The following is a 25,483-nucleotide window of genomic DNA, read 5'->3' as shown; positions in this document are numbered from 1 at the left end:
CTTTTGCGTCAAGGAAAAAAGCCGAACCCTTGCGATTGACAATGGTGACGTCACTCACAACCGTACGACTCCATAACCAATCATCCAAACCACTATAACTTGTAAAAATGGTTAACTTAGGATGATTTTATCACATAATTTCCGATTTGTCACGCATTTAATCAAACCGCAATTTGTCTTTGCGCATGCCGATATTGAGGACGACGCCGATAATTAAAAAGTTGGTAATCAGCGAGCTGCCCCCATAGCTGATAAACGGCAACGGAATCCCGGTGATCGGCATCAGTTGAATCGTCATGCCGATGTTTTCGAATATCTGGAAGGTGAGCATCCCGACCACACCCGCAACCACGTACGAGCCGAACGGGTCTTTCGCTTCCATCGCGATGCGGATCATGCGGTAGATCATGGTGAAGAACAGAATCATCAGCACGCCGGCTCCGACGAAGCCGAGCCTTTCCGCGATCACCGTGAAAATGAAGTCACTCTCCCCGACAGGCACCCAGCCAAAGCTCGCCTGCGTCGGCGTGTTGATGCCCTTGCCGAACAATTGCCCCGAGCCGATGGAAATCAATGCCTGCTTCAACTGGAAGCCGCGTCCCATCGGCTCCAGATCCGGGTCCATCCAGAAGACGATGCGGTCCCACTGGTACGGCTTGATGATCTTGAAAAAAATGTCTTGCTTGTATTCGTACAACAGCGTCATCCCAGCAAAAAAGCTGCCGATAATCCCGCCCAGGTACAAAACGTGCTTCATGCGGATACCGCCAACGATCAGCATCGTGGCGAGCATTCCCGTATAAACCATTGCCGTTCCCAGGTCAGGCTGAAGCAAAATGAGCAGCAAAGGCACGCCCACGAATGCCGCTACCGGAATCAGCTGGTAAAAATAGTAGAAGCGATCCGGGTCTTCCGCTTTTTTCGCCATGAAGCGGGCGACAGCCAGTATCGTAAACAGCTTCATCGGTTCAGATGGCTGAAACAAAATCGGTCCCAGATTATACCAGCTTGTCGCGTTGTTCCGCGCCTCTGTCTGAAACACCCCGATCAGCAAAATCAGCCCAAACACGTACAAGACGTAGGATAGGTTGTAAAAAATTCGATAGTCAAACAGCAAGGTTCCGATGAGGATGATAAACCCGAAGACATACCATATCACCTGCCGCTGCGCCATTTCCAGTCCAGAGGCCGATCCCGAAATACCCAGATAGCTGAAAGCGCACAGTCCAATCAGGATCAGGATGATGGTCCAGTCAATCGATTTTACGTGCCGTTTTTCCAGGTCCATGTTTTTCCTCCTAGAAAACGTGACTCCCCTCTTTACCAGAAGGGGAGCCATGTATAGCCTATTTTAGCCCAAAAAATTTACGCATTTTGTGAAGCACGCCTCCCTTTTGCTCAAGCGGCTGCAGAGGAACCGCTTCTCCGAGCAGACGGCGCGCGACATTGCGATAGGCAATCGATGCCCTCGATTCATGATTCATGACCGCAGGCTCGCCTTGATTGGCGGACTTGATCACATAATCATCATCAGGCACGACACCGATCAAGTCAATGGCAAGCAAATCCAAAATGTCTTCCACATCGAGCATGTCGCCATTTTTCATCATATGGGAGCGCACGCGGTTGATAACGAGCTTGGGCATCCCGACTCTTTCCCGCTCCAAAAGACCGATGATGCGATCGGCATCGCGCACGGCCGCTTTTTCGGGAGTCGTGACGACGATAGCCTGATCGGCTCCTGCTACGGCATTGCGGAACCCTTGCTCGATCCCGGCCGGGCAGTCGATGATGACGTAATCAAACTCGCGCTTCAACTGCGTGACGATTTCCTCCATCTGTTCGGGAGAGACTGCCGATTTGTCTTTTGTTTGCGCCGCTGGCAAAAGCGACAGATTTTCAAACCGCTTGTCCTTAATCAGCGCTTGCGGCAGGCGGCAGGCACCTTCCGCCACGTCTACCAGATCGTAAATGATCCGGTTCTCAAGTCCCATCACTACATCGAGATTGCGCAAGCCGATATCAGTATCTACCATGCACACCTTTTGGCCCAGCAATGCAAGCGCAGTTCCCAAATTCGCGGATGTGGTCGTCTTGCCCACGCCGCCCTTTCCTGAAGTGATGACTATTCCAATACCCACGTCCGTTCCTCCTCTTCCCTTCAACCCTCACGCTTTTTCGTGCCAAGATCCGGGCGTATTCGCGACAGGTAGTTCATTTTTGCCACGAGCATGGTCTCATTTTCCAGATAGGCAAACTCTGTTCCTCCGGACTGATTCGTCCATTCCTCCCCTGGCTTGCTGATGACATCGGCAATCCGAAGCTGGGTCGGGCTCATTACCGCAGCAGCAATGATGACTTGTGTATCGCCGGAAATACCTGCATGAGCGTATCCGCGCAGATTTCCCAGCACATATATGCTGCCTGTACTGCGAACAGTTCCCCCTGGATTGACATCCCCCAACAAGAGCAAATCTCCGTCAAACTCCAGCACTTGACCGGAGCGCACAGTGTTTACCTGTATGGAAAACTGGCTTTTCAAGCGTTCAGCAAAAGCTTCCTCCCGTGTGATTACATCCGCTTCAATCGTATGAATCACGAGGTTTCCCTTTTGCCGGATAATTTGTGTCAACTGCTCCTGCTGTTCAGGCGAGCAGTAGCGTTTTCCCAATTTGATGGATACCCGTATGAGTGGCCCCGACAATATTTGCTGGTGACTGTGCTCTATTTTTTCACGCACATCTTCCAGCAGTTCGTCGAAGGAACAGGTATCATCCATAAAGAAGACGAGACCGTCTTTAGTCCCTTTGATTGTGACCTTGCTTTTCACAGTTGTCACCCGGTTTCACCTCGACCGTTACCATTCGCCATACAGAAAGATTTCTCCTGCTCTGCATGAAAAAATTGCCGAATCGGGTCACATGCTGCCGCCAAAGGGTCTCGCCCGGTTATTTCTTGGAAGAAGGCGGATTTGGAATCGGAACGCCGTTTGTAAGCACTCCCGGATTCAATTCGTTGTAAGCTTCCAGCAGGCGACGCGCAATCGGACCCGTCGCATCCGAACTGGAGGTTCCGTCCCGCAAGCTGTTTGGCGCGATCACGACAAACACTACTTGCGGATTTTCATAGGGGGCAAAGCCTACAACCAGGGCGTTTTCTGCGCTTTTGCCTGTCTGCGCTGTTCCGGATTTTGCAGCAACCGTAAACGGCAAGCCGTTGAAGCGCTGCACCGTACCGCCCGGCTGCGTAACCATGCGCATCCCTTCCTTGACGACCTGGATGTACTTCGGATCGATGTTGACCCGGTTCAACACTTGCGGCTCGATTTGCGCAAGCGTCTGGCCCTTCTGCTTCGGATCGGTAGTGCCTTTGCGTATTTCCTTGACGAGATGCGGGCGAACCCGGTATCCGCCATTGGCAATCGCAGAGACGTACTGGCCGATCTGCATCGGGGTAAACAGGTCGTACTGACCGATCAGCGCGTCAGCCAGGTTCCCGTAGTACAAGTTCGTGTTTTCCCATCCGGTCTTTTCGCCCGGCAGATCCACCCCTGTTTTGACGCCAAGTCCGAACTGGGCATTGTAGTAATCGAGCACGGAAAATTGTTTTTCCCAGCCTCCCTTGCCTTTTCTCGCCAAGCGGATCGCCATTTCGTACATATACGTGTTGTTCGAAACTTGCAATGCACGGCGGGCGTTGACAATCCCGTGACCGCCAGCCTTCCAGTTGCGCTTGAAGGTGTTACCGACATTCAAGCCGCCGCGGTCGATAATCGTTTCGTTAGGCGTTGTCAGCCCTTCCTGCAGGGCAATCATGACCGACAGCGGCTTATAGGTGGAAGCAGGCGGGTACTGCGTATAGATGAACCGGTTGGACTCGTTTGGCAAAATGAGCGAGGTGTAATTTTCGTTGAACGCCTTGCGATCGTAGTACAGATTCAGATCGTAATCCGGGTAGCTGGCCATCGCCAAAATTTCGCCCGTATTCGGATTCATCACCAAGACGTGCGCATCCTTGAACTCTTTTGGCGTCGTAGGCCGTTTTTTAAACGCTTCTACCTCTTCCTTCAAAATCGCTTCCACTTTGCTCTGATAGCGCCAGTCCATCGCCAGCACGAGGTCGTTGCCTGGCTCCGGTTCCCTTCCCGGCCGCATTTCTTTTTTGATCGTCTCCGATTTTTGGTTGACATAGACATCCATGATGCCGTCTTTGCCGCGCAAATATCTCTCATAGTAGCTTTCCAGACCTGTCACACCGACGCGGTCAATCGCGTTGTAGCCTTGTGCCTGATACTCTTTCAGACTTTCCGGGCGAATCGCGTTGATGTATCCGAGAAAATGAGTCCCGAACGCAGAGCCGTCAGGGTCCTGGAAAATTTGCCGGACAGGCTCCAGCACGACGCTAATCCCTGGCAGCTCTGTACGGCGCTCTTCGATTTGAAACATTTCCTCCTCGCTGATGTTCACCTTCACCCGGCGAGGGATGTAGCTCGCCATCTGCGGTGAGCGCATTTCCTGCAAGAGCGAGAGCTTGTGCCATTGGAATTGGCGTTGCGCCTCGGTTAGCGGCAGTTTTACATCCAGCTCAAACAAAGAGGCGTAGCGCAGCAAATCCATGTCCGATTTGTCGGACAACTCGTTTGGAGCCGGAAGCTTGCGGATTTGTGCCTTCACTTCTTTTATCAGGGCGTCACGGTCTTCCTTGTCCAGCGTGAGCACGAGGTTCATGTTTGCGCTGATCGCCATTTTGAGCAGTTCCAGATCGGAGGTGTTGTCTTCTGTCAGGAGTTTCCCTTTTCCTTTTGCGTTGGCATTGAGCTTTTTGATGACATCATTGCGCTGTTTGTCGTCAAAAGGCGAGCGGACACGCAAGCCGACATACAACGCCGTTTTGACCAGCTCGAAGTCAGACATGCTGTCGACGGCTTCCTGTCTGGGAACAGCTTGCAGCTTGCTCGCTACCCGGCTTTTCAGCGCATTCGTTTCCTCGTTGTTGAAAGCGATTGGCAACGTGGAGCGCAGCTCGATCGTCTTTTTGAGCAGTTCATTGTCTGTGCCGATTTTTTCCCCGTCAGGCAGCAAAATTTTCGCCAGACGATCCGCCACTTTTTCCTCGTCGATGTCCTGCCCTTGCTCTTCTACGTATTGAACCGTGTAAACAGGTTTGTTGGAGACGAGCACTTCGCCGTTTTTGTCCAAAATCCGGCCGCGTGGCGCAGGGATCGGCAACTCGCGGATACTGAACTTTTCCAGCTCGTGCCGATACTGCTCCCCTTCCACCAGTTGGACAAAGGCGAGCCGTAAAATGATGGCGGCAAAGAACAGAAAGACGATCAGAAACAATATGTTAAGCCGCACGGGTATGTGCGATTTGGGTTTTTTGGTCTCTTCCACGCGTGATCCTCTCCTTTCCGGGTCATCCCTTATCCCCTTTTTACTCCACGTGCATTTCCTTTTTCGCGAGCACCTTTTTGCAGCCTTTTTTGATCGGAATGTACACAATCAGGCCGAAGACGAGGTTCATCAATACAGTGGGCAAAATTTGATGGGTGAGAATCCATTGCACATCATAGGGAGCGACCGAGAACAGACGGTACACGGAGTACAAGAGCCACTCGTGACCGAACAGAATCAAAAAGCTCGTCACAAATACCATGCCAATCCCGCGCTGAAACAACAGAACGATTAGTCCGGCAAAATAGCTGGCTACCATCATGGACATCGTGTAAATCCCGATCACTTGCCCGAACAGGACATCCTGCAAAAAGCCGAATGCAAAACCGTAGTACAGTCCCTCCCGTCTCCCGAGATACATGGAAATGAGGATACAGCATACGAGTGCGAAGCGAGGGACTGTCATCCATGACAGTCCCCATAAATCAGGTGACAGGACCTGCATGACTGTCCCTTCCAGAACAAACAAGACCACGACACCAAGCGTCAATAAAAAACGCGCCATCTATTGACCACCTCCGCCGTTAGCTGCGGAGGAAGTCCCCGTCGAATGGGGAGTTGCCGCCTTGCCTCCCGTCACAGGTTGCTGACCCTGACCAGCCGACTGATTGGGGATCAGTTCACCGTTTGGCGTAATCGTAAAGTCGCGCTCTACGACCATCACTTCGCTCAATTGCGAAAAGTCTGCGCTCGGCTGTATGTAAGCCGTTTGCGTCAACCCGTAGTCGTCCGGCACGACCCGGACAATGTAGCCGATTGGCAGATTTCGCGGAACGACTCCGCCCCGGCCGGAGGTAATGACCTGTTGCTTCGGTTCAATTTTTTTGCCCCACGGAATTTTGCGCATGACGAGCAACCGCTCCTGCGGGTCGTATTCCTCGATGACACCGCTGATTGGCTCATAGACCGTCTTGCCGTCAACGATCTGCGAAGCCTGTATATCGGCGGAAATGTGGTTGCGCCGTTCGTAACTGGTCAACAATTCAACAGTAGCTGAAAAGTTGGCAACACTCTGTACACGTCCGATCATCCCTTTTGACGTAATGACTGCCATATCTTTTTTAATTCCGCTCTTCAGCCCCAGATCAATCGTAATGACGTTGTTCCACGTATCGGGATTGCGCGCCACGACTTCTGCAAAGCGGAGATTGTACGACGACTTGAGTTTGTTTTTTGCATCCAGCTCTTTTCTCAGTCGTTCGTTCTCCGCCTTGAGGTCGTGAAGCTCTGCTGTCAGCCGGGCATACTGATCCAGCCCTGCCTTGAGAGCCTTGTTTTCTTCGTAGACGCTGTACGCGTCTTCTATTTCCTGAAAAAAGCCAGAAACAGCTTGGGCAGGGCGATAAAACAAGCCCTGCACCACGCTGAACGTATCTTTGAAAAACATTTCTGGCCAGGTCAGGTTAACCCGTTCACGGGAAGTGAAACCCACAACGGAGATTAGCAGGACCAAGCCTACAAGTACGATAATAAGCCGCTTATTCCCGAAAAACGACATGCCCTACCCTCCGTTTATTTACCCCGTTTTTGTCGGGAAGAGGTGATGCCTTGTTTCGATTTGAACAGGTGGATATTCTCCAAAGCGCGGCCTGTCCCGATCGCTACGCAATCCAGCGCATTTTCCGCAACATGCACGGGCATACCTGTTTCCTTGCTGAGCAGGCGGTCGAGATTGCGCAGCAGCGCTCCCCCGCCAGTCAGTACAATCCCGCGGTCCATAATGTCTGCCGCAAGCTCCGGCGGACTCTTCTCCAAGGTCACTTTCACAGCTTCAATGATCGCAGCAACGGTTTCAGCCAAGGCTTCTGCGATTTCCGTGCTGCTGACCGAGAGTGTCTTGGGCAGGCCAGTCACGAGGTCGCGGCCGCGAATATCCACGTTTTCCGGTTCGTCTGGCGCGATGGCGGAACCGATCTCCAGTTTCAATGTTTCCGCTGTGCGTTCCCCGATCATCAGATTGTAGCGGCGCTTGATGTACTGGATAATCGCCTGATCCATCTCATCACCGGCCACACGAATGGAACGGGAGGTAACGATCCCGCCCAGGGAAATGATCGCCACTTCTGTCGTACCGCCGCCGATGTCGACCACCATGCTTCCGGTTGGCTCCCACACAGGCAAGTCTGCTCCAATCGCTGCCGCAAACGGCTCCTCAATCGTGTAAGCCTCGCGTGCGCCAGCCTGCTTTGTCGCGTCTTCAACGGCGCGCTTTTCTACAGCAGTAATTCCCGATGGCACACAAACCATCACGTTTGGGCGACGGCTGAACAGCCCCTGGTTTTTCTGGGCCTGATTGATGAAATAGCGCATCATGGTTGCCGTCGTGTCAAAATCCGCGATAACCCCGTCCTTCATCGGACGTACGGCTACGATGTTGCCAGGTGTGCGGCCGATCATGCTTTTTGCCGCATTCCCCACGGCTTCAATGGAATTGTTGTTGGTACGAATCGCTACGACAGAAGGTTCGCGCACGACAATTCCTTTTCCTTTTACAAAAACAAGTGTATTGGCAGTGCCGAGGTCAATCCCCAGGTCACGTGTAAATCCACCAAACATAAAAAAACTCCTTCCAATAATATACAAATGACAAGCGATTTTACGTCCTACAAGTACCCTTGCTCTTTCAAGCTCACGTACCTGCCATCCCCGATAATCACATGATCCAACAGTGAAATCCCTACCAGTTCTCCCGCCTCACGCAGCGTATGCGTGATCGCGATGTCTTCCCTGCTAGGTGTCGGATCACCACTTGGATGGTTATGTAGGCAAATTACCGATGCGCTGCTACGACGGATCGCTTCTTTAAAGACTTCTCTAGGGTGCACGATGGAAGCGTCCAGACTGCCTACAAAAATAGTCTGCTTGCCAATCACGTGGTTCTTGGTATTCAGAAAGAGGCAGACGAAATGCTCCTGTGTCAGATGAGCAAGCTCAGGGGCCATCAAGTCAGCCACATCGCGGGGCAGTCGGATGGAAGCGCGTTTTTTCCGCGGGATGCCAACCATTCTGCGCCCGAGTTCAAAGGCAGCGTGCAGTTCCACTGCTTTTGCCGGGCCGATCCCTTTCAGTTCCGTCAGCTCAGCATGAGAGGCTTGGGCCAAGCCACGCAGGTCGCCAAATCTGGCTAACAAGCGCTGAGCCAACTGATAGACTGACTCCTGCTCACTGCCTGTCCTCAGTAAAATGGCAAGAAGCTCTGTATCAGACAGATGGACCGCTCCTTCGCGAAGCAGTCGTTCACGTGGACGGTCATAGTAAGGGACGTTTTTGCCGTCTGTTTTGTTACAGGTATTTACTGCCATTTTTCGCCGCCTCCCACCTATCTCGTTATCGTTAACGGCTGACATGAAGAAGGTCATGAAGCGGTTGGCCGTTGTCACTAGCACACAAACACAGCTTTTCCTACAAAATCGGCATCCCGAAGCGCGCAAGGAGCTTGGAGGTCAAGCACAGCGGAAGCCCGACAACCGTAAAGTAATCCCCGGTGATCCCCTCCACAATCGTCGCTCCAATCCCTTGAATCGCATAAGAGCCCGCTTTGTCCATCGGCTCTCTCGTTGCAATGTAAGACTTGATTTCTGCTTCGCTCAATGGGCGAATTTTCACAGCGGTATGACTGTGTGCCACCTCTGAGCGCCCGGTCGCTGCATCAACCAGGGCCACGCCGCTGTATACAGTATGCTCTCGCCCCTGGAGCATGAACAGCATGCGAAACGCGTCCGCTTCGTCGATCGGCTTGCCCAATATTTGTCCATCGAGCACGACAATCGTATCGGAACCGAGTACGATGCCTTCTGTCAGCCGATCTGCCACTGCCCTTGCCTTGCGCAAGGCCAGCTCCTCTACCACTTGCTTGGCAGATAAATCAGGAGCCGTCATCTCGTCCACATCGCTGGTCATGACGGTAAACGGAATGCCCAGCGCCTGCAGCAGTTCTCTCCGGCGAGGCGATGAGGAAGCGAGAATGAGCGTGTCATGTTTTTCTGTCGTCATTTTTCAACCTACTTTATCCGTCGATGTATCCAAAACGCGAGGGCAAGCCCCCCGATACTGGCCAGATTTAGTTTTACCTGAAAGGTAAGGTCGTACTTCAAAATTTCTAAATCCGCCGCAGGTGACCATGTAATGATTTTGCTCTTGGTCAAAAAAGGCACCCAGGGACCGAGAATTTCCCCGACGATGCTTCCGAACAAAAGCCCACTCACCAATAGAAACACGAGTGTAAGCGTTTCTTTCCCCATTACTTGTTCCCAACTCCCTTTTAAGAAGGGATTCTCTTTTTGCCAACCATAAGTTTAGCAAATGGAAGGGGGTGAAACAATCCCTGATTACTCTTGGTAGTTACTGTATAAAAAGAAAAGGCCCTCCTGCAAGAAAACTTGCACAAAGCCTTCTCATTGCCTGCTTATTCGTTTCAGCGCGCCATCTGCACCCAGCTTGCGTAGTTCTCCAAATAGCGAAGAACGCCTGCCTGGACTTGCCACGCGTAAGATTCGGCGCTGTCCCCTTTTTTCCCCGCGCTCGCTTCCGCCATTTTATCGCGGGCTGCCATCGCCTGATTGATCCCGTTGACCATTCCTTCAAACAGCGGCTTCCATGCTTCCTGCACCTGTATCAGTCGGCTTTCCTCCAGCAATTGGCGATGCCATTCCTTCAAATCGGCCGTCTCCTGCATAGAAGACGAAAGCTGTCCCGATGTAATAATCAGTCCGGATTGGGCAGAGAGCGCCCGAGCCAGCTTCACGCCATTGTCAAAAAACTCCTGCACGTTCGGGCCCTCTGTGGCGGCAGCTGGTTTGCTCACCGGAACCGCTCCCTGGAAGGCCGGGAATGCAAACTCCTTGACGTACACATCCATCCCCTTGTTTTTCAGGCTGGCGGCAAAGCCCAATACGGCGTCTCTCGTAGGAGCTGCGGCTGCGAACATGTACTGCTTGCCGCCATCCTTGTAAAAAAGGTGCGGGATACCGGCTTTTGCAAGCGGCTCCGCGGCCGACTCCGGAGAAGCGTCCGGCTGAAACACGCCTGTCTGGGCGACGAACATGCTGATCTGCGGAACTTGCAGGGACACATTATGCTGCTCGCCAGAAAAAGCGTTTCCGGCTGCTGCCTCTGCGCCAGCTCCTGTCGCGGACGTACCTTTGCCAGCAACCGTTTCCTGCCCGCCTGTCTGCCCGTTTTTGGCCTCTTGTGCCGTCAGCGTCTGCACGGTATCGCTCAAAACGGATCCGTAGGATTGCGAAAATTCTTTCTGCGTGAATACGGACAGCACCAAAAAGCCGAACAACAGCCCGATGGCTACCGCCCCTCCTGTCGTCAGCGCTGTGCGCCAGATGGGAGTTTTCGGCCAGAAAGCGAGGAAGTGCTTTGCTGAACCTTTAGCGGGGGTGCTGTAGCCTCCTAAAAAATCCTCCTGCCGGATCGACTCTTCGTTTTCCGGCACATCACCCGGAAGAAGTCCCGCCTCTCTGCTTGGCTCCGTCCGTGCGGCGCTTCTCAGTTGCATCATCCGTTCCCAGGCTTCATTTTCCTTCGTCGGCGGAAGTGCACCGTGAAAAGGAATCGACGGCCCTTGAACATGCACCCGTGGCGCGTCGTCTTTCGGGGTACGTTTCGCCCTCGCCTCCTGCCTGACTGTCTCGCGCTTTTCGTCCCAATACCTGCCGTTCATCCTGACTGTTACCTGATTTTTCTTTTCTCCGTTCACGCTCATGCCCTCCCAGCTTGCAGGCTATTTGTACTAGCTTACGTCTGGCCGGGACGGGTTATGACTGCGATCTACAAATCTAGCAAATCGTCTAGCAAAGCAGCAAGTCGGGGAAACTTTTTCGCAAAAGCTTACGGTTGCCAGGTCAAAAGCAGTCCGGCGTGGACGAGTCCTCCGCCAAAGCCGTACATGAGAATCTTGTCTCCCGCGTTTACCTTTCCTTCTTCAATGCCCATTCCGAGCGCAAGCGGGATGGTAGCCGCCGATGTATTGCCGTAGTAGGCCAGGCTGTACAAGGTCTTTTCCATCGGAAAGCCGCTCCGCTCACAAATCGATTCGATCATGCGCAAATTGGCGCTGTGCGGGATGAACCAGTCGATTTCTTCAAGCGTCATGCCCGCGCGGCTTGCGACCTCCTGCATCCCTTTTGGCACCGTCGTAACCGCCCACTTGTACACTTCCCGGCCATTTTGGACGATGCAGCCGTTACCCGCAAGCTCTCTGCCGTTCATGCTCGTCGACAGCCCGGAGCGGTAAACATGAATGCCGCCGTCCCCCTTCGACCCCAAATAGGCGGAGTGAAAACAAGGCGCGCCCGGATCGGCTTCCACCAGTACCGCGCCAGCTCCGTCTCCGAACAGGATGCAAGTCGTCCGGTCGGTGTAGTCGGTCACTTTGGAAAGGGTTTCGGCGGCCACCACCAACACTTTGCGATGCAGCCCGGAGGCGATCATCGCATTCGCTGTGTGCAGTGCGTAGGTAAAGCCGGCACAAGTGGCGGAAAGGTCCATGGCCCCTGCCTGTAAAATCCCAAAATGAGCCTGGATTTGGCTCGCCACACTGGGAAAAGCAAAATCCGGGGTGCTCGTCGCCACAAGAATCAAATCGACGTCTGCCAGCTCTTTCTGATAAGTGTCGGCCATGTTTTTCACAGCGGCAATCGCCAAGTCGCTTGTAAACTCATCCTCCGCAGCAATTCGCCGCTCGTGAATACCTGTTCGCTGCAAAATCCATTCGTCTGAGGTCTCCACCATCTTTTCCAGATCGGCATTGCGAAGCACGCGGCTCGGCACGTAAGTACCTATCGCGGTTATGCGGGATGGAAAAGCATTTGCGCTCATCATTACAATTATCACCTCTGCATGTTTGTGACTTCATTATAACATCAGATATTAATACCTGGTACTAATTTTTCTGTTTCGACGCACAAAAAAAAGACTTGGCTCCGATTCAGAACCAAGTCTTCTTTGCTTGCAACGATACGTGCTGCTTTTATTTTTCCAGATTTTCTGCCAGCCAGTAAGCGGACTTCCAGATGTCTCCCGCGCCCATGGTCAGCACCAGGTCGCCAGCTTTCAATTCCTTGACCAACTGTTCCTGCACTTGCTCCTTGGTCGGAATGTACTTTGCACGCGGGTGGCTGTTGGTGCGGATTTTTTGGACCAGCACCTCGGAGCTTACGCCTTCGATTTTCGCCTCGCCAGCCGGAGAGTAAATATCCGTAATGATGACTTCATCGGCCTGGGAAAAAGCGCGGCTGAACTCATCCATCAGGAAATACGTGCGCGTGTAGCGCTGCGGCTGGAAAACGGCGATGACCCGTCGGCCGGACGCCTTGGCTCCGTTCAACGTCGCCATGATCTCTGTCGGGTGGTGTGCGTAATCGTCCACCACGAGAATGTCGCGCACCTCTCCGATGATCTGGAATCTGCGCTTTGCGCCCCGAAACGAAGTCAGGGCATTGGCAATCTGTTCAAACGAAAGCCCGGCGTTCAGGCAGACGATGATCGCTGCCAGTGCGTTCGCGATATTGTGCTTGCCCGGCACAGTGAGCGAGAGTGTCCCGAGCAGCTTTTCCTGATGATACACCTGGCATGTGCTACGGCGATCTCCGCACTCGATCGACACCGCGCGAAACTCGGCCTGCGACACAAAATCCGGATTGATCGCATAGGTGACTACCGTGCCGGCGACAGACGGCATCACTTCGCGAACGTGCGGATCATCGATGCACAAGATCGCTTTGCCGCCCGGCTTCAGATGGCTCAAAAACTTGACGTACGCCTGCTTCAAATTGTTGAAGTCGCCATCGAAATGCTCCAGGTGATCCGGCTCGATGCTGGTAACAATCTCGTACATCGGTCTGTATTCCAAAAAAGAACCATCGCTCTCGTCCGCTTCGGCAATGACAAAATCACTTGTCCCCGCTTTGGCGTTTGTGCCCGCATTCATCAGTTCTCCGCCGATGATGAAGGTCGGGTCAACTCCGCACTCTTCCATTACATGGGAAATCATGGAGGTCGTGGTCGTCTTGCCGTGCGCTCCCGCTACGGCTACACCTGTTCGTTCATTCAAGATGCGGGCGAGCATTTGGGAGCGGTGCATGACCGGGATGCCCTTCGCTTCCGCTGCGACTACCTCCGGATTGTCCTTGGGGATGCTGGTCGAGTAAACAATGATGTCTGCTCCCTCCACGTGGGCAGCATGATGGCCGATATGAACGACCGCCCCTCTCGCTTCCAGCTTCTTCGCCAATTCATTCATGGCGACATCGGAGCCAGTTACCTTGTATCCAAGGTCGATCAAGACGCGGGCAATGGCACTCATGCCATATCCGCCGATGCCCACAAAGTGGACGTGCCTAGCCTGATCCACCCTATTCACCTGCCTCTTCTACTGTAGTGGGAAAGAATGCGCGTACTTGGGCGATGAAGTAGAGCGAACCGCAGACGACCAACCAGTCATCCGCTTTCGCCGATTGCTTCTCCCGCATCCAGGAAAGGAGGAACGCCCGCCAGTCCGGGACGGCTTCAAGCTTTTCCTCCGCCCATCCGCCTTGCAAAAACGCATCGCGCAGCGTGCTTGCCGCTGCTGCACGCGGAAAGTCAAATTCCGTCACGTTCAGTGACTTGATTTTCGCCTTCAAGGGCGAAAGCGCCTTTGCCATCTCGGGAAGCGGCTTATCAGCCAAGCCGGAGAACAGCAGGTGCAGCCCTGCATCGTTTGGCAAAAGCCGCTCAAGACTATTGGCGAGTGCTTCCATTCCCTCCTGGTTGTGTGCCCCGTCCAAGATCACAAGCGGTCTTGGCGATACGACTTCCAGACGACCAGGCCAGCGTGTTTGTTGCAAACCACGGGAAATTTCTTCTTCCTCCAGCAAGAAAGAGAAATAGTTGCGCAAGACATCAATGGTCATCAACGCGACCGCTGCATTTGTCGCTTGATGAATGCCGTTCATGGTCAAGCGATAGGCAGCTTCATGGCGCCGATGGATACTGTTGTAGCGAATCCACTGCTGTCCCAGTTCTTCTTCTGCCTGTTCGACAAAGAAGTGCTCCTGCAAGCTGTAGACGGTGCTTTTCGTCTGAAGAGCCCGCTCCTTGAGCACCGCAAGTATTTCCGGCCGGGTCTCGCCCGTCACGACAGGTACGCCCGGCTTGATGATGCCAGCTTTTTCGCGGGCAATCTCCTCCAGGGTATTGCCCAACACCTGCGTATGGTCCATCCCGACATTTGTGATAACGGAGACGAGCGGCAGCACGACATTGGTCGAGTCCAGCCGCCCTCCCAGCCCTGTCTCCCAGACGACGACAGCCGGTCTCTTCACGCTCGAAAAATAGAGAATCGCGATCAGTGTAACGACTTCAAACTCGGTAGGAGAGCCAAATTCCGTCTCGCGCTCGCAGCGCTCGATCAGTACCTTGACTTCATTCACCAGCTGGAGCAGATCGGCTTCCTCGATCATGCTCCCGTTGTAGCGAATGCGCTCGCGAAAATCAACCAGATAAGGCGAGGTGAACGTGCCGACACTGTAACCGGCCTCCATCAGCATTTGCGTCAGGAACGCGCACGTCGACCCTTTTCCATTGGTGCCTGCCACATGGATGAACGGGATTCTCCGTTCCGGATGGTCCAGTTGCTCAAGTACCCATTGCATTCTCTCAAGCCCGGGCCGCTGACCGAAGCGAAGCAGCCCATGCAGCCAGTCGAGCGCTTCTTTGTATTCAACAAATTGTCCTTCAGCATGCATACCAAAATGCTCCATTCTCAAAATTATGCGTTTGCACGACGGATCATTCACCCTTCAGTTCGGCCAGGCGAGCGATGACCTTATCCCGTTTTTCCATGTAGTCCGCCATTTTCGCTTTTTCTTCTTCCACGACTTTTTCCGGTGCCTTGGCCATAAAGCCTGGGTTGTTCAGCTTTTTCTCGATCCGCTCCACTTCGCTGTGCAAAGTAGCCAGTTCTTTTTCCAGTCGCTTCAGCTCTTGCTCGATGTCGATCAGGCCAGCCAGCGGCAAGAACAGCTCTGCTCCTGTCACCACGGCAGACATCGCTTTTTCCGGGGTAGCCAGTTCCATGCTGATCGCAAGCTTCTCCGGATTGCAGAAACGGGCGATGTACTCTTCGCCGCGCGCCAGACGCTCGGCTGAGGTGGCATCGCTTGGCTTAATCAGCAGCTCGATTTTTTTGGACATCGGCACGTTTACTTCCGCGCGGATATTGCGCACGCTGCGGATAATGTCCATCAGCATGGTCATCTCGCTCTCTGCCTCGGTGAAAATCCATTGCTCGTTCACCGTTGGCCAAGGGGCTACCGTAATGCTCTCGCCTTGGTGCGGCAGCGCCTGCCAAATTTCCTCGGTGATGAACGGCATGAACGGATGGAGCAACTTGAGCGTTTGGTCGAGTACAGTCACGAGCACGGATTGCGTGGTCTTTTTCGCTGCTTCGTCACTGCCGTAGAGCGGCAGCTTCGCCATCTCGATGTACCAGTCGCACAGGTCATCCCAGATGAAGTTGTACAGTACGCGGCCCGCTTCGCCAAACTCAAAGGCGTCGGTCAGGCGCGTCACGTCTGCGATCGTCGCTTGCAGACGGGAGAGAATCCACTTGTCTGGCGTCGACAGCTCACCGCTAAGATCAATGTCGTCGTACGTAAATCCGCTCAGGTTCATCAGTGCAAAGCGGGAGGCGTTCCAAATCTTGTTGGCGAAGTTGCGGTTTGCCTCCACCTTTTCCCAGTAAAAACGTTGGTCGTTCCCCGGCGAGTTGCCTGTTGCCAGCGTGAAACGCAGGGCATCGGCACCGTATTTTTCGATCACTTCCATCGGATCGACGCCGTTTCCGAGCGACTTGGACATTTTGCGGCCTTCGGAGTCGCGGATAATACCGTGAATCAGCACGGATTCAAACGGGCTTTTTCCAGTGAACTCAAGACCGGAGAACATCATGCGCGCTACCCAGAAGAAAATGATGTCGTATCCGGTTACAAGTACATTGGTCGGATAGAAATACTTCATGTCCTCGGTTTCTTCCGGCCAGCCGAGCGTAGAGAACGGCCACAGACCAGAGGAGAACCAGGTATCGAGCACGTCGCTGTCCTGCTCCAGCTTGTGGCTGTGGCAGCTCGGACATTCGGTGACATCTTCGCGCGATACGACAGTCTCGCCGCACTCCTGGCAGTACCAGGCAGGAATGCGATGGCCCCACCAAAGCTGGCGGGAAATGCACCAATCGCGGATGTTTTCGATCCAGCGCAGGTAGTTGGTTTTGAAACGCTCCGGAACGAATTTGACGCTTTCTTCGCTGTTAGCATTGGCCAGTGCGAGGTCAGCAAGTGGCTGCATTTTCACAAACCACTGGGTGGACAAATACGGCTCGACAACGGCGTCGCTGCGCTCGCTGTGACCTACCTGGTGGATGTGCTCCTCGATCTTGAACATGACGCCTTGTTCGGTCAGGTCTTTGATGATTTGCTTGCGGCAGGCAAAACGGTCTAGCCCTTTGTAGATGCCTGCCTGCTCGTTCATCGTGCCCGTTTCATCCATGACGACGATTTGCGGCAGTTGGTGACGAAGACCCAGCTCGAAGTCGTTCGGGTCGTGTGCAGGCGTGATTTTTACCGCGCCGGAGCCAAACTCCGGATCGACGTACGTATCGGCTACAATCGGGATTTCACGGCCGACAATCGGCAAAATAACGGTTTTTCCGATCAGGTGCTTGTAGCGCTCGTCTTCCGGATGGACAGCGACAGCGGTATCGCCCAGCATCGTTTCCGGGCGGGTCGTTGCCACTTCGATGTAGCCTGTGCCGTCAGCGAGCGGATAGCGCATATGGTGCAGCGCACCTTTTACTTCCTTGTAAATGACTTCGATGTCAGACAGGGCAGTACGGGCAACCGGGTCCCAGTTGATGATGCGATTGCCACGGTAAATCAAGCCTTTTTCGTACAGACGGACGAATACTTCGCGCACGGCTTTGGACAAGCCCTCATCCATCGTAAAACGCTCGCGGGAGTAGTCCAGCGCAAGACCGAGCTTTTCCCACTGCTCGCGGATGTGCGCAGCGTAAATGTGCTTCCATTCCCATACTTTTTCGATGAACTTCTCACGGCCAAGGTCATGACGGGAGATGCCTTCTTCGCGCAGCGTCGCTTCTACGCGGGCTTGCGTAGCGATCCCGGCGTGGTCCATCCCAGGCAAAAACAGCGTGCTGTAGCCTTGCATCCGCTTTGCGCGGGTGATGATGTCCTGCAGTGTCGTATCGAGCGCGTGGCCGAGGTGCAGCTTGCCTGTCACGTTCGGAGGCGGGATGACGATCGTGAACGGACGCTTCGCCGGGTCGCGTTCCGCCTTGAAAAACTGCTTTTCGATCCAGTACGGATACCATTTGCTCTCGGCTGCCTTCGGATCGTAGTTCTTCGGCAGCAATTGGTCGATGTCGGTTGTTGGCTGAGTTGACATGGATATGCTTCCTCCTCTGGGAAAATAAAAAAACCCTTCATCCAAAGGACGAAAGGATTATTTCGCGGTACCACCTTTGTTAACATACGGCAGGAAAAGTCCGGCGTATGTTCCCTCAAACAAGATAACGGCTGCGAACCGCTTTTGGCTAGACACATCGTGTTCACCAAAAACAACTCCCGGGCGACCTTCAGTCCTGCTCTCCTTAGAGAATCTTCCACCAACTGATTCTCCTCTCTGCAAAGGGCTCCTGACCTACTCTTCCCGATCATCGTTGATCCGATATGTAGTTGTGGTATCGTTGCTTTGCTTATTATATACAATCACGCTGTTTCGCGTCAAACCCGGTTTCGCCCACTTTTCCTACTGTGATCCCCAGCGCCTTGGTAAAACCGAGCACGCTTAAAATATCCAAAATTTCTTCGCGGACATTGACAATCTCGACCTGTTTTCCGGAAGCAAGCAATTCTTTCGTAGTAAAATACAGACTTCCAATACCAGAAGAATCCACAAAGGATACTCCCTGAAAATCGACGGTAACGGAATGATTGCGACCCCCGTATTGCTGGAGCAATTCACCCACTCGCTCTCCCACCGCCATGTCCAACTCTCCGGCGAAAAACAGCGTAGCCTGTCCGTTCGTCTCGGTTGCTCGGTAGTCCATTCTCAAACTCCTCTCAAAAGGTATCGGTGTAGCTGATTTTGTCCTTTCTCACTCATGTTACCCGTTTCATCCGGATTGCAAACATTTGGAATTTTCTCTGATTGTTTTGTCAGCTTGTCAGCGCACATTCCAGGATCAGCTTCGTTCCTGCCGCCGAGCTACTCAAATAGATTCGATCACAGTATTGCAGCATGACGTGAAAGCCCGCTCCCAGCGAATTTTGCGTCGAAAATCCTTGCTGCAGTGTCGCTCGCGGCAAGTCCTCCAGCAAAATTCCCTGGCCCTGGTCGTGAATGACCACCCGGCAAAGCTGCTGATCGGGGACAATATACAGCATGATCGTTCCCCCGCTGCCGTGCTTGAGCGTGTTCGATGCCGCCTCGTTGACAGCTACCAAAAAGTGCAAAAGACGGGTGGCTGCAAATCCGAGCGGCTCCAGTGTGCTCTTGAACGACCTTCTGAGCAACGCCAGGTCTCCCGGTGCCTGGATGTCCATCGCAAGCGACCTGTGACCTTCCCGCAACAGACAAAACAGTTCCTCGTCACTTAAAAGCAACAGCTTGCCCGACGTGACCACGCCAAGAATATCCCGGTAATTTTCCCATTCGCGCCTTTTTCTTTTGCGTTCCTCCGCGATGACAGCCGTCACGTCAATCAGCGCGATCCCACAGGTCTGATCCGGCAAAATGGACGCGTACATATCAAACACTTTTTTCCCGTCCTGACTGACAATCTGCTCGCGCAGCGAGCTGCCATGGATGATCGCTTCGCCAACCAGGCGACGCATTTCTCTCTCGACATCGGGCTCAGCCCGGTTTGAGCCAAGCGGACGCAAATGGCCGGCGTCAAACAGGTAGAGGAAAATCGTCTCGATTTGACGCAGGATAGACAGCTTTTGCAGCTCCTGCTTGATGAGACGTCCCCGCTCGTCATCCCGATCCTTCCAATTATGCAATACGTCAGTAGGGTCCAGCTCGCTACTCATATGCCACGTATGAAATTCTTCCAGAAGCAGCCGTTCCAATACTTCTTCCTTGCGCAAAACTTTTTCGATGTCAACAACATAGTAAGGAACACCGTTGATTCCTTGCAGCCCGCTGCCGATAATGCGAAAATCGAAAGCGAGTTCGACCTCCAGACGACCAAGCAACTGCCTGGTCGAACTTAACAGGCCGATGGCTGTCCGGCTAACCGCTACCAATTGCGCTTGACTTGTCTCCATTGTCGCAAGCTCCGTCACCTTCACCTTGCGTGGCGGCAGCACTTTTTGGGCAGAACCTCCTGAACGGAGCTCAAGAAGACAGTTGCAACAATCGGGATTGTCCGGACACTGTTCACACACAATCACCGTTCATCCTCCTATTCACAGGCGCTTCAGTTCGGGCACTCCCGTCCGTGCAGGAGTTTCACTTCCTTGTTGTCCCGCATGAGAGCCGGTTTGAAACTGCAAAATCAAAACGGAGATGTCATCTGTTTGCGGGCCTTGGCGCGTCATTGCCCACAGGTACGATTCGACGCGCTCCATCATCTCTTCCTTGCCTGGCTCGTCCAGCAGGGCGGCGAGAGCTTCAAGCAGTTGGTGAGAGCTGCGCTGCCCGTCTTTTCTTCCTGTATCCAGCAATCCGTCTGTGTATAGCAACAAGATCCCTTCTTCTGTCAAGGGGACTTCCTCCAGCTCATAGGTGCTGTCAGGCAAAAGCCCAAGCCCTACTCCGTTCCTGCAGCGAAGGATGCTTTTTTGCGTGCTGGACAAATAGATGGGTTGCGGGTGGCCCGCTCTGGCAATCAGCAGTCGGTGGCGCGCTGCGTCATGGACGGCGACCAGCATCGTAATATACGAGCGCGTTTTCACCAAATCGGCATACAGGAGCTGGTTTAGCCGCTGTAAAAATTCATCCGGGGACCAGCTCGTCTGCAAAATGGCGCGAACCGCAATTCGAATCACCGACGCCCAAATGCTCGCCGGCAAACCGTGTCCCGATACGTCCGCCACGACAAAGCAGGTATAGCGCTCATTGATCCGCACGAAATCAATGTAGTCTCCCCCGACGTACGTGACGGGCACGTAGACCGTCCTGGCGCGCAGACCGTTCATCTGCCATTCCTCTTTTGGAATCAGCATGGACTGAATTCTTCGGGCCAGGCCCATCTCCAGTTCAAGCTCCTTCAGCTCTGTCGACTGATGCTCATAAAAACACCGCAAAATCAGTCCTCTCGCATTCACCAGCAAAAGCTGAAAAAAAGATTGCTCCAACTCTGCTATCTCTCTATCGCTCTGCTCGACGGCAGTTTGCGCCACCAGCCGGACGTAGCGCGGCGTTTTGGCCGTGTCCCATTGCTCCAAGACGACGATGCGCTCCTCGAAAAACGGCACCGCGCCTTGCTCGTCTCTTTTGCCTCGCTCGGCTTGAAAATAGACATCCCCCTGCTCGGATTCCCAACTGATGCCCAGATAGACGAGCGAATGGATTTTGCCAAACGAGACATCAACAAGCTCGCTGGTCAGTTGATGGATGTTATCATAATGGACGTTGCTCACGCAGATTTTGTTGCTGGCAATCAACAGTCCCTCGTAGCTATGCTTCAACTCTCCGACACGCGACAGTTGATGATTCATCCATTCCGTATGGGCAAGCTGCTGGATCGGCCTGGATTCGGGCGTACTCACCGCCGACAGCGTCTCCGTCATCCAATCGTCATTGTTCTGATTATTCATGTATGCCCGAATACTTATGCAAGAAATGGTAATTACCAATCCTACTCTAGCATAAAACGGCATCTCGGGCAGCGCAAGCAAGAAAGCGGCTATGACCAGAAGAATGACCTGCACCAACCCTGCATGCCGTCTCGTCATCCTCTGCCGAAGCAAGTCGCAGGAAAAGAGAATCACGTACACGCCTGCACCTATTCCTGACAAGTAGAGCGCTATTTTCCAGATCATCTGTTCACCTTTGCAAATTCGTCCTGGTCTTCCTGCCCTATACGTTCCCTTTTCCTCCCATACTCAAACCTGTGGCCGCAAGTCCGCCGCCCGCGAAAACCAACATGTGCCCGCGGGAAATATAGGCACTGTCCCAAGAGGCCTCGCATATGCTGAAATGAGGTGATAACGATGATGAATTTTCGCTGGAAATACAATCCTACCTACCTGCGCATCAAGTTCGGGTGCAAACAGATGCTGATTCCCTTGATGATTTTTCAGTTCATTCGCACCGTCCTGCTTCCCACCTCGTTCGACGTGATTTTGCTCGGTCTGCTCGCCGTGCTGTACGTCGCCATCGTCCTGGAGTGGCTGTAACTGCGAAAAGCAACGCCCCACCTCGTGAGACGTTGCTCGTTAAAAGGCTTGCTGGACCCAGCGATGCAGCCGCATCAGACGATCCATATCTTTTTCCAGGCGCTTTACCGCGTACAGTTCGCTCCAATCCCGGCGGTTGTGGTAATAGATGTCGATGTCTCTCATGATTCGTTCCGGATACGAGAGAAACGACGCCAACAGCTCGATTTCTTCCGGCCGCAACGGGAAGATGGCTGCATAGCGATGGTAAAGTTGGGAGGCACCTGCTTCATCTCCCGCCAGTTGAAAATACGTCCGATAAAACAACGTGAGATCGCGCACAGGCGTATCGAAGCTGGCCCGGTCAAAATTGAGCAGCTTGCCTCTGCCAAAGCGATCCGGCACGATATGGGCCGGGTGCGGATAGCCGTGAATGAGCGACAAGCGAAAATGCGCATGCGTCTCGTGCCGCTCCTTCCAGTCCGTCAACAGTTCGGTCGCCGTCTGGCTCATTTCCGCAATAAACTCTTTGTTGGCCAAAAACACCAGGTCAAACGGGGACTGGTACTTCCGCCCTCCCACTACCTCTGCCGCTTTTTCCATCTGGTTTTGCCAATACTGCCAGCGATTCAGCAGCGAATCAATCAGTGGCTCCACTTGTCGCGGGTCGTCATAGCGGTAATTTTGCGTGAGGTGGTGAAGCTCCGCGAGCCGCTCGATCGCCGGGGTAGCCCAGGCCAACGGCTGCTCTGTCCACTCCTCGTTCCCAGGCTGCCAGGGTGTCACATAGTACAGGGAGTCTCCGCGCACCACAAACGGATCGTCGAATTTTGTGTAGGTGAACGGTACCGCCCCGTCCCAGCCTCGCTGCTGCAACTGGCGCAGCATGTCGCTTACGAAAATCAGCCGCTTGGCAGGCATCTGGCACCGCTTGCAGACGTAGGAGCCATAGGGAGTGGCCGCCTTGTACACATTCGGCTCTTTCAAAATCTCGATGCTTTGCGCGTACATGTCGTACTCATGAAACAGCGGGTAGATGTCGTCATAGCGGCTCATGTACTCCCTCCCTCCTCGATTGCTCTGCCCGGTAGGCGATGTGTTGCAAGAGCTCGTCTACGGACTGCTGGATGCGCAGCGCCTGCTCAATCGCTTTGACAGAAGGCTCTTCCTTGCCGGCAACCCGCTTCGTATAGGCTTCGATGCTTTTGTACACCTCGCGGGGACGAGCCATGAAGGCGAGCAGCAAGGTATAATCACCGTAATGGAGCGGCTTGATCTCTTCATATCCGTCCAAAAAGGCGTCAATCTGGGCGAGGTCTTTGTGCGTCAAGTAATGCTCCCGCAAAAAGCCCGCCACATCCCGCTGCTGCACGGACAAGGCCGGTCGGAAAAAGCCTCGCAAGTAAAGCTCGCCCTGCACCATGCCCCAATTGTCCCGTTGCAAATCCCGGTGCGACACACTGACTGCATCCGGCGTTACACTCTCATGCGACAGCATGGCCAAGGAGCGCTCCATCCGCTGCAGCATCGGCTGCATCAGCTCGGCTACCCACCTTTTTTCACCCGATTCGCGTCCGTACTTGCTGCGGAACGCTTCTGCGAAAGCCTTGGCCCGCGTCCATTTGGCATCGGCGCTGATCTGCTCCTGCTTCAAGTAATCTGCGCCGGAAAGAAGCGGACTTTCCTGCTGGGACAGATGCATCATCCCGATGACTCTGCCGCAGCTTCGGGCAAGTTCGGCGCGAGGCTCACAGGCTTCGATGTGCCTGACGTGATCGGTCATCGTTACACCGCGCTTGCCCACAACCAGAAACGGCTTGGTGTCTCGCGTCCGTATAAATCGTTCCACTGCGCGAAACCCCTGACGCGCCAATCGCTCGCGCCAGGCAAACGACCAGCGCATCACATCCACACGCGGCCAGACGTGGAGTTCCTTGGGGCCCCGGTTCGTCTCCAGTAAATAGCAGTCATCGAGCGGCGTGATGCGGATCACGCGCGCTCGATAATGCTGGCACACTTCGGAGAGATCAATCTTATCCACGGTCCCCCACTCCTTTATTGTGGGATGTACAAAATTTGTCCCGCGACAACATGCTCGGAAGTCAGCCTGTTCACTTCCACGATTCGGGAAACGGGCAGCTGGTATCTCTGGGAAATTTGTTCCAGCGTCTCGTCGCGCTGGATGATGCACAGCTTGAGCTGACTGGTCGTCTCTTCCTTGCGCCGTACAAAAGAAGTGAGATTTTGCATCGCTTCCATCGTCGCCGAATTGGTGCTGACTGCTGCACTTTGCCGGGACGAACTGGATGAGGATTCCGCCTCCATCTCCTGCGCCTCCTGTCTGGCGCGAGACGCCTGCGAGAAAATCGACGTGAGATTGACGTTGTTGGACTCTTCCCGAGATGCCTTGCCGGAGATCGCTACCTTGAGCTCTGTTTCTTCCACCACTTCCGGCTGCGCGACAACCGGCTCTGCCACTTCCTCCTCGGCGTCCGCATGCACTTCCCGCACATGCTCTGCTGCGTGTGCGGACTCTGCTGCTTCTGCGTCGTCCCGTGCGTAATCTACATGCTCCTGATGATCCCCCTCGTGAACGACCAGAATTGGCTCCTCTTTTTCAGACTGCCCCCTGACAGGCTCCGGTGTCTGCACATCGCGTATGGCAGGCACGTCGTACGCCGGGGAATCATACTGCGCCTCTGACTGCCGCTCTGTTCCGTAGGAGGCAGGATCAGCTCTCCAAGCTTCCAGCGCTTCGTTTCCGGCCACCTCTTGCACTTCGCTGTACTGCTCCTGCACTTCGCCGTACTGCTGCTGGTACTCTTCTTGCTGGTTGTAGGCAATCGCAGGAGTGTCAAACACGGAGGGCGACTCAGCCGAGTCGTACGACGCCGGCAAGGCTTGCCGATCCAGCTCCGCTTCCAGAGCGCTCAGCTTTTCCTCAATCTCTTCAAGGGAAGAAGGTACAACGTGTGCTTGCGGCGTCTCGTCCGCCACGTGGGCGTACTCCCATGTCTGTGCTACCTCCACAGGCTCCTTGTCGGCGGCAGTCGGCTGCGCCTGATTTTCGTCAACCTGATTTTCGCCAAGACGGATCCCCATGATTTTCAGGTCGGCGTCAATCAGCATTTGATGCGGCGATTCCAGCTTGTAGTCAAAACTGTCCACGATCGCATAAATGTCGCCGATTTCCGCGATTCGATCCAACGGAATGGTAATATTCAACGGTATGCGATGGCTGATCTGTTCCTCCCAGCCATATTGTCCCTCCCCCGACACTTCCTTGCGAAATGGCGGAAAAGTGACTGCCTCAACCAGAGTTTCCGTCCCGCCGCTGTTCGCTTCTGCGGCCTCTCTGATCGGCTCGTATTTTCCTACCAACTGCAGGCATCCGGTGATGGAGACGTAGGAGTCGTTTTCCAGAACCTCTACATCGGGTACCAATTCCAGCTCTTGCAACTCGCCGATCCCGGCTCTATCGGATGAGAGGAAAATGGTCTCCTTGATGGCAAACGAAAGCAGCCCATCCTGTAACGCCATTCGTGCTCCTCCTTTTTCGAAACCTGGCTTCGCCAAGCTTATTTTGGTCGATGCCTTGTTGCGCCAAGGCCGATACAGATGCAGGCAGCCTGTAAT

Annotated in this window: 22 protein-coding genes and 1 other annotated feature; of the genes, 1 reads left to right on the top strand and 21 read right to left on the bottom strand. The window is 53.9% G+C overall.

The annotated features are described in order from the left end of the window. Nucleotides 1-157 precede the first annotated feature (157 nt). The 18 genes from rodA to AAFJ72_RS07310 all read right to left on the bottom strand — a co-directional run bounded on the left by rodA (nucleotide 158) and on the right by AAFJ72_RS07310 (nucleotide 21,511). Nucleotides 158-1,288: a rod shape-determining protein RodA gene (rodA, locus tag AAFJ72_RS07395; protein ID WP_432776618.1), complete on the bottom strand. Its 1,131-nt coding sequence runs from the start codon at nucleotides 1,286-1,288 to the stop codon at nucleotides 158-160. Between the two features lie 58 nt (nucleotides 1,289-1,346). Further along, entirely contained in the window at nucleotides 1,347-2,141 is a 795-nt protein-coding gene (gene minD / locus AAFJ72_RS07390) for a septum site-determining protein MinD (protein ID WP_122905914.1), read from the bottom strand. 20 nt (nucleotides 2,142-2,161) lie between these two features. Then, the gene (minC, locus tag AAFJ72_RS07385; protein WP_432776617.1) at nucleotides 2,162-2,839 is read right to left on the bottom strand and encodes a septum site-determining protein MinC; all 678 of its coding nucleotides are present in this window, start codon (nucleotides 2,837-2,839) and stop codon (nucleotides 2,162-2,164) included. 109 nt (nucleotides 2,840-2,948) lie between these two features. Next, nucleotides 2,949-5,393, bottom strand: coding sequence for a penicillin-binding transpeptidase domain-containing protein (locus tag AAFJ72_RS07380; RefSeq protein ID WP_432776616.1), 2,445 nt, complete (start codon nucleotides 5,391-5,393; stop codon nucleotides 2,949-2,951). A gap of 40 nt (nucleotides 5,394-5,433) precedes the next feature. Beyond that, complete coding sequence (gene mreD / locus AAFJ72_RS07375; protein ID WP_432776615.1) at nucleotides 5,434-5,958, bottom strand: rod shape-determining protein MreD; 525 nt, start codon at nucleotides 5,956-5,958, stop codon at nucleotides 5,434-5,436. Beyond that, entirely contained in the window at nucleotides 5,959-6,951 is a 993-nt protein-coding gene (gene mreC / locus AAFJ72_RS07370; protein WP_122905910.1) for a rod shape-determining protein MreC, read from the bottom strand. Nucleotides 6,952-6,965: 14 nt separating this feature from the next. Then, nucleotides 6,966-8,009: a rod shape-determining protein gene (locus AAFJ72_RS07365; RefSeq protein ID WP_122905909.1), complete on the bottom strand. Its 1,044-nt coding sequence runs from the start codon at nucleotides 8,007-8,009 to the stop codon at nucleotides 6,966-6,968. Between the two features lie 47 nt (nucleotides 8,010-8,056). Continuing rightward, nucleotides 8,057-8,755: a RadC family protein gene (gene radC, locus AAFJ72_RS07360; protein ID WP_122905908.1), complete on the bottom strand. Its 699-nt coding sequence runs from the start codon at nucleotides 8,753-8,755 to the stop codon at nucleotides 8,057-8,059. Between the two features lie 100 nt (nucleotides 8,756-8,855). Then, on the bottom strand, nucleotides 8,856-9,446 hold the full coding sequence (locus tag AAFJ72_RS07355; protein ID WP_432776614.1) for a Maf family protein: 591 nt from the start codon (nucleotides 9,444-9,446) through the stop codon (nucleotides 8,856-8,858). 8 nt (nucleotides 9,447-9,454) lie between these two features. Next, complete coding sequence (locus AAFJ72_RS07350) at nucleotides 9,455-9,694, bottom strand: DUF4321 domain-containing protein (RefSeq protein ID WP_122905906.1); 240 nt, start codon at nucleotides 9,692-9,694, stop codon at nucleotides 9,455-9,457. A 173-nt stretch (nucleotides 9,695-9,867) separates the two neighbouring features. Beyond that, the gene (locus AAFJ72_RS07345; protein ID WP_432776613.1) at nucleotides 9,868-11,166 is read right to left on the bottom strand and encodes a hypothetical protein; all 1,299 of its coding nucleotides are present in this window, start codon (nucleotides 11,164-11,166) and stop codon (nucleotides 9,868-9,870) included. Nucleotides 11,167-11,291: 125 nt separating this feature from the next. Next, entirely contained in the window at nucleotides 11,292-12,284 is a 993-nt protein-coding gene (locus AAFJ72_RS07340) for a ketoacyl-ACP synthase III (protein WP_432776612.1), read from the bottom strand. Nucleotides 12,285-12,432: 148 nt separating this feature from the next. Next, the gene (gene murC, locus AAFJ72_RS07335) at nucleotides 12,433-13,815 is read right to left on the bottom strand and encodes a UDP-N-acetylmuramate--L-alanine ligase (protein ID WP_432776611.1); all 1,383 of its coding nucleotides are present in this window, start codon (nucleotides 13,813-13,815) and stop codon (nucleotides 12,433-12,435) included. A gap of 1 nt (nucleotide 13,816) precedes the next feature. Further along, the gene (locus tag AAFJ72_RS07330; protein WP_432776610.1) at nucleotides 13,817-15,190 is read right to left on the bottom strand and encodes a bifunctional folylpolyglutamate synthase/dihydrofolate synthase; all 1,374 of its coding nucleotides are present in this window, start codon (nucleotides 15,188-15,190) and stop codon (nucleotides 13,817-13,819) included. A 43-nt stretch (nucleotides 15,191-15,233) separates the two neighbouring features. Further along, nucleotides 15,234-17,906, bottom strand: coding sequence for a valine--tRNA ligase (locus AAFJ72_RS07325; protein WP_432776609.1), 2,673 nt, complete (start codon nucleotides 17,904-17,906; stop codon nucleotides 15,234-15,236). Nucleotides 17,907-17,947: 41 nt separating this feature from the next. Continuing rightward, nucleotides 17,948-18,187, bottom strand: a binding site (T-box leader). A gap of 32 nt (nucleotides 18,188-18,219) precedes the next feature. Beyond that, nucleotides 18,220-18,570 carry an STAS domain-containing protein gene (locus AAFJ72_RS07320; protein ID WP_432776608.1) on the bottom strand — a complete coding sequence of 117 codons (351 nt, stop codon included), beginning with the start codon at nucleotides 18,568-18,570 and terminating at the stop codon, nucleotides 18,220-18,222. A gap of 109 nt (nucleotides 18,571-18,679) precedes the next feature. Then, nucleotides 18,680-19,834, bottom strand: a complete 1,155-nt coding sequence (locus tag AAFJ72_RS07315; protein WP_432776607.1) for an ATP-binding protein — start codon at nucleotides 19,832-19,834, stop codon at nucleotides 18,680-18,682. 99 nt (nucleotides 19,835-19,933) lie between these two features. Then, a complete protein-coding gene (locus AAFJ72_RS07310) occupies nucleotides 19,934-21,511 on the bottom strand; it encodes a PP2C family protein-serine/threonine phosphatase (RefSeq protein WP_432776606.1) in 1,578 nt (525 codons plus the stop codon). Nucleotides 21,512-21,682: 171 nt separating this feature from the next. On the opposite strand from AAFJ72_RS07310, the gene AAFJ72_RS07305 reads away from it, so the two are divergent. Next, on the top strand, nucleotides 21,683-21,868 hold the full coding sequence (locus tag AAFJ72_RS07305) for a hypothetical protein (protein ID WP_122905898.1): 186 nt from the start codon (nucleotides 21,683-21,685) through the stop codon (nucleotides 21,866-21,868). Nucleotides 21,869-21,907: 39 nt separating this feature from the next. Here AAFJ72_RS07305 and AAFJ72_RS07300 read toward each other — a convergent pair whose 3' ends face one another. The 3 genes from AAFJ72_RS07300 to AAFJ72_RS07290 are packed head-to-tail and all read right to left on the bottom strand — an operon-like array spanning nucleotide 21,908 to nucleotide 25,387. Then, on the bottom strand, nucleotides 21,908-22,903 hold the full coding sequence (locus tag AAFJ72_RS07300) for a hypothetical protein (RefSeq protein WP_432776605.1): 996 nt from the start codon (nucleotides 22,901-22,903) through the stop codon (nucleotides 21,908-21,910). After that, nucleotides 22,890-23,888, bottom strand: a complete 999-nt coding sequence (locus tag AAFJ72_RS07295; protein ID WP_122905896.1) for a phosphotransferase — start codon at nucleotides 23,886-23,888, stop codon at nucleotides 22,890-22,892. The genes AAFJ72_RS07300 and AAFJ72_RS07295 overlap by 14 nt, the downstream gene beginning before the upstream one ends. Before the next feature lie 14 nt (nucleotides 23,889-23,902). Continuing rightward, nucleotides 23,903-25,387: a LysM peptidoglycan-binding domain-containing protein gene (locus AAFJ72_RS07290; protein ID WP_432776604.1), complete on the bottom strand. Its 1,485-nt coding sequence runs from the start codon at nucleotides 25,385-25,387 to the stop codon at nucleotides 23,903-23,905. Between the last annotated feature and the right edge of the window lie 96 nt (nucleotides 25,388-25,483).

This window comes from Brevibacillus gelatini, from assembly GCF_050920745.1.
GTDB classification, from domain to species: domain Bacteria; phylum Bacillota; class Bacilli; order Brevibacillales; family Brevibacillaceae; genus Brevibacillus; species Brevibacillus gelatini.
Note: the sequence above shows the minus strand (reverse complement) of the source record. Positions and strands in the feature narration are given on the sequence as shown.

Bases quoted from the DNA above. Each gene is read 5' to 3' on its own strand.
- radC (WP_122905908.1), bottom strand. From the start codon at position 8,755: ATGGCAGTAAATACCTGTAACAAAACAGACGGCAAAAACGTCCCTTAC.
- AAFJ72_RS07305 (WP_122905898.1), top strand. From the start codon at position 21,683: ATGATGAATTTTCGCTGGAAATACAATCCTACCTACCTGCGCATCAAG.
- AAFJ72_RS07345 (WP_432776613.1), bottom strand. From the start codon at position 11,166: ATGAGCGTGAACGGAGAAAAGAAAAATCAGGTAACAGTCAGGATGAAC.
- AAFJ72_RS07300 (WP_432776605.1), bottom strand. From the start codon at position 22,903: ATGAGCCGCTATGACGACATCTACCCGCTGTTTCATGAGTACGACATG.
- mreD (WP_432776615.1), bottom strand. From the start codon at position 5,958: ATGGCGCGTTTTTTATTGACGCTTGGTGTCGTGGTCTTGTTTGTTCTG.
- AAFJ72_RS07355 (WP_432776614.1), bottom strand. From the start codon at position 9,446: ATGACGACAGAAAAACATGACACGCTCATTCTCGCTTCCTCATCGCCT.
- AAFJ72_RS07350 (WP_122905906.1), bottom strand. From the start codon at position 9,694: ATGGGGAAAGAAACGCTTACACTCGTGTTTCTATTGGTGAGTGGGCTT.
- rodA (WP_432776618.1), bottom strand. From the start codon at position 1,288: ATGGACCTGGAAAAACGGCACGTAAAATCGATTGACTGGACCATCATC.
- AAFJ72_RS07325 (WP_432776609.1), bottom strand. From the start codon at position 17,906: ATGTCAACTCAGCCAACAACCGACATCGACCAATTGCTGCCGAAGAAC.
- AAFJ72_RS07330 (WP_432776610.1), bottom strand. From the start codon at position 15,190: ATGCATGCTGAAGGACAATTTGTTGAATACAAAGAAGCGCTCGACTGG.
- AAFJ72_RS07290 (WP_432776604.1), bottom strand. From the start codon at position 25,387: ATGGCGTTACAGGATGGGCTGCTTTCGTTTGCCATCAAGGAGACCATT.
- AAFJ72_RS07310 (WP_432776606.1), bottom strand. From the start codon at position 21,511: ATGATCTGGAAAATAGCGCTCTACTTGTCAGGAATAGGTGCAGGCGTG.
- mreC (WP_122905910.1), bottom strand. From the start codon at position 6,951: ATGTCGTTTTTCGGGAATAAGCGGCTTATTATCGTACTTGTAGGCTTG.
- AAFJ72_RS07340 (WP_432776612.1), bottom strand. From the start codon at position 12,284: ATGATGAGCGCAAATGCTTTTCCATCCCGCATAACCGCGATAGGTACT.
- AAFJ72_RS07365 (WP_122905909.1), bottom strand. From the start codon at position 8,009: ATGTTTGGTGGATTTACACGTGACCTGGGGATTGACCTCGGCACTGCC.
- AAFJ72_RS07320 (WP_432776608.1), bottom strand. From the start codon at position 18,570: ATGGACTACCGAGCAACCGAGACGAACGGACAGGCTACGCTGTTTTTC.